Origin of the sequence: Klenkia terrae, from assembly GCF_037083865.1 — a bacterium.
GTDB lineage: Bacteria > Actinomycetota > Actinomycetes > Mycobacteriales > Geodermatophilaceae > Klenkia > Klenkia terrae.
Genome location: NZ_JBAPLV010000074.1, coordinates 1 through 630, shown reverse-complemented (window position 1 = coordinate 630; position 630 = coordinate 1). Strand labels below are relative to the sequence as shown.

The 630-nt window shown below is 76.3% G+C and carries 1 protein-coding gene; it reads right to left on the bottom strand.

The features are described 5' to 3' along the window. Positions 1-630 (bottom strand): LGFP repeat-containing protein (locus tag UXQ13_RS23585; protein ID WP_419146496.1); only part of this gene is annotated, 630 nt, incomplete at both ends.

Sequence of the window (630 nt, the reverse complement as noted above, 5' to 3'; positions counted from 1 at the left end):
CGCCGGTGGTGGGGGTGGAGTAGATGCGTCCGCCCTGGAAGACCTGGCCGCAGCCCGAGCTGCGCATGCCGCAGATCAGGTCGGTGACGGGGAGACCGAGCGGACCGGTCACCCCGCCCGCGGCCTGCAGCGGGGTCTGGTAGGCGGCCAGCACGGTGTGGGTGCCGGTCGCTGCGCTGGTGGTGATGCTGCCGCCCTGGAAGTCCTGGGTGGTGCCGCCGGCCACGGTGCGGGCCTCGCCCGTGGGGTAGCCGAGGGCGCCGGTCTCCCAGCCCTGGGCGATCCAGGCGTCCTGGATCGCGCCGGACACGGCGTGGGCACCCGTGGCGGTGGTCGAGTAGATGCGCCCGCCCTGGAAGACCTGGCCGCACCCGCCCCCGCGCAGACCGCAGATCAGGCCGGACGTCGGGTAGCCGAGCGGGCCGGCCGGCCCGCCCGCGGCCTGGTGGGCCGCGGCGTAGGCGGTGCCGACGGTACGGGTGCCCGCCGCGGGGTGGCTGTAGAGGGTGCCGCCCTGGAAGTCCTGGACGGTGCCGCCGGCGACGGTGCGCGGGTCGCCGGTGGGGTAGCCCAGCGGGCCGACCTCGTAGCCCTGGGCGATCCAGGCGGTGAGTACGGCGCCGGTCATGG